This window comes from Planifilum fimeticola (assembly GCF_003001905.1).
GTDB lineage: Bacteria > Bacillota > Bacilli > Thermoactinomycetales > DSM-44946 > Planifilum > Planifilum fimeticola.
This window is the reverse complement of sequence record NZ_PVNE01000057.1, coordinates 1,969-5,121: the sequence shown is the minus strand read 5'-3', so window position 1 is coordinate 5,121 and position 3,153 is coordinate 1,969. Positions and strand designations below refer to the sequence as shown.

General features: G+C 60.0%; 2 rRNA genes. Both read right to left on the bottom strand.

What is annotated here, in order from left to right:
- Positions 1-2 precede the first annotated feature (2 nt).
- A 5S ribosomal RNA gene (gene rrf, locus CLV97_RS17570) occupies positions 3-119 on the bottom strand.
- Positions 120-184: 65 nt separating this feature from the next.
- A 23S ribosomal RNA gene (locus CLV97_RS17565) occupies positions 185-3,140 on the bottom strand.
- Positions 3,141-3,153 lie beyond the last annotated feature (13 nt).

Genomic DNA, 3,153 nt, shown 5'->3' with positions numbered 1-3,153 from the left:
CCGCCTGGCAGCGTCCTACTCTCCCGGGGGCTCCCGCCCCAAGTACCATCGGCGCTGGAGGGCTTAACTTCCGTGTTCGGAATGGGAACGGGTGGATCCCCTCCGCTATCACCACCAGACGGATTTTGGTTGAGGATGTATGTCGCACCCTCAAAATTGGTTACGGGATCAAGTGCTAAGGTGCAAGGAGAAGCCCTCGACCGATTCGGATCCGTCAGCTGAACGCATTGCTGCGCTTACACCTCGGACCGATCTACCTCGTCTTCTCCGAGGGGTCTTACCTCACAGGCAAGCCTGCGAGTGGGAAATCTCATCTTGAGGGGGGCTTCGCGCTTAGATGCTTTCAGCGCTTATCCCTTCCGCACTTGGCTACCCAGCGGTGCGCCTGGCGGCACAACTGGTACACCAGCGGTGCGTCCACCCCGGTCCTCTCGTACTAAGGGCAGATCCTCTCAGATTTCCTACGCCCGCGACAGATAGGGACCGAACTGTCTCACGACGTTCTGAACCCAGCTCGCGTACCGCTTTAATGGGCGAACAGCCCAACCCTTGGGACCGACTTCGGCCCCAGGATGCGATGAGCCGACATCGAGGTGCCAAACCTCCCCGTCGATGTGGACTCTTGGGGGAGATAAGCCTGTTATCCCCGGGGTAGCTTTTATCCGTTGAGCGATGGCCCTTCCACTCGGAACCACCGGATCACTAAGCCCGACTTTCGTCCCTGCTCGACAAGTCCGTCTCGCAGTCAAGCTCCCTTCTGCCTTTGCACTCTATGCGCGCGATTTCCAACCGCGCTGAGGGAACCTTGGGGCGCCTCCGTTACCTTTTAGGAGGCGACCGCCCCAGTCAAACTGCCCACCTGACACGGTCCCCCGACCGGATCACGGCCGCGGGTTAGAACCCCGGCACGGTCAGAGTGGTATCCCACCGACGCCTCCACCGAACCTGGCGGCCCGGCTTCTCCGGCTCCCACCTATCCTGTACAAACCGTACCCGGATCCAATATCAGGCTGCAGTAAAGCTCCACGGGGTCTTTCCGTCTTGTCGCGGGTACCCTGCATCTTCACAGGGAGTACGATTTCACCGGGTCTCTCGTTGAGACAGCGCCCAAGTCGTTACGCCTTTCGTGCGGGTCGGAACTTACCCGACAAGGAATTTCGCTACCTTAGGACCGTTATAGTTACGGCCGCCGTTTACTGGGGCTTCGGTTCAGAGCTTCGCCCGAGGGCTAACTCGTCCCCTTAACCTTCCAGCACCGGGCAGGCGTCAGCCCCTATACTTCGCCTTGCGGCTTCGCAGAGACCTGTGTTTTTGCTAAACAGTCGCTTGGGCCTCTTCACTGCGGCCCCCTCGGGCTCGCCCGAAGGCTCACCCTACCGGGGCACCCCTTCTCCCGAAGTTACGGGGTCATTTTGCCGAGTTCCTTAACGAGAGTTCTCCCGAGCGCCTGAGGATTCTCTCCCCGCCTACCTGTGTCGGTTTGCGGTACGGGCACCTCACTCCTCGCTAGAGGCTTTTCTCGGCAGTGTGGGATCAGGGACTTCGGTACTTTAGTTTCCCTCGCCGTCACGGCTCAGCGTATATGGCGTGCGGATTTGCCTACACACCCGCCTAACCGCTTGGACGCGCACTTCCAGTCGCGCGATCCCCTACCCTCCTGCGTCCCCCCGTCGCTCAAACGGAGTGGAGGTGGTACAGGAATTTCAACCTGTTCTCCATCGCCTACGCCTTTCGGCCTCGGCTTAGGTCCCGACTTACCCTGAGCGGACGAACCTTCCTCAGGAACCCTTAGGCTTTCGGCGGAGGGGATTCTCACCCCTCTTTTCGTTACTCACACCGGCATTCTCACTTCCCGGCGCTCCACCGCACCTCGCGATGCAGCTTCGACGCCCCGGGAACGCTCCCCTACCATGCCCTTAGGCATCCGCGGCTTCGGTGGTCCGTTTAGCCCCGTTACATTTTCGGCGCAGAGTCACTCGACCAGTGAGCTATTACGCACTCTTTCAATGATGGCTGCTTCTAAGCCAACATCCTGGTTGTCTGGGCAACTCCACATCCTTTCCCACTTAACGAACACTTGGGGACCTTAGCCGGCGGTCTGGGCTGTTTCCCTCTTGACTACGGATCTTAGCACTCGCAGTCTGACTCCCGGAAAACGAGTCCACGGCATTCGGAGTTTGACTGAGTTCGGTAACCCGGGAAGGGCCCCTAGCCCAATCAGTGCTCTACCTCCGCGACTCTCTTCCGAGGCTAGCCCTAAAGCTATTTCGGGGAGAACCAGCTATCTCCGAGTTCGATTGGCATTTCACCCCTACCCACACCTCATCCCCTGGTTTTTCCACACCAGTGGGTTCGGGCCTCCAGCAGGCATTACCCTGCCTTCACCCTGGACATGGGTAGATCACCCGGTTTCGGGTCGACGACGATGTACTCATGCGCCCTGTTCAGACTCGCTTTCGCTGCGGCTCCGGCCTTCAAGCCTTAACCTCGCACACCATCGTCACTCGCCGGTTCATTCTACAAAAGGCACGCCGTCACGGGTCAACGCCCGCTCCGACTGCTTGTAGGCACACGGTTTCAGGTACTCTTTCACTCCCCTCCCGGGGTGCTTTTCACCTTTCCCTCACGGTACTGGTTCACTATCGGTCGCCAGGGAGTATTTAGCCTTGGGAGGTGGTCCTCCCTGCTTCCCACGGGGTTTCCCGTGCCCCGCGGTACTCAGGGTCCGTCCCGGAGGGACGCCGGTTTCGGTTACCGGGCTTTCACCGTCTATGGCGGGCCGTTCCAGACCACTTCACCTACCGGCATCCTTTGTCACTCCGTGTGGGACGCCCTACAACCCCGACGGGCCAAAGCCCGCCGGTTTGGGCTGTTCCCCGTTCGCTCGCCGCTACTGAGGGAATCGCATGTTGCTTTCTTCTCCTCAGGGTACTAAGATGTTTCAGTTCCCCTGGTGTGCCCCCGTCCACCCTATGGATTCAGGTGGCGGTACCGGCCCTCGTCAGACCGGTGGGTTGCCCCATTCGGGAATCCCCGGATCAACGCTCGCTTACAGCTCCCCGAGGCTTATCGGAGTTCGCCCCGCCCTTCATCGGCTCCTGGCGCCTAGGCATCCCCCGTGTGCCCTTACCTGCTTCTCCTCGCACACTCTTC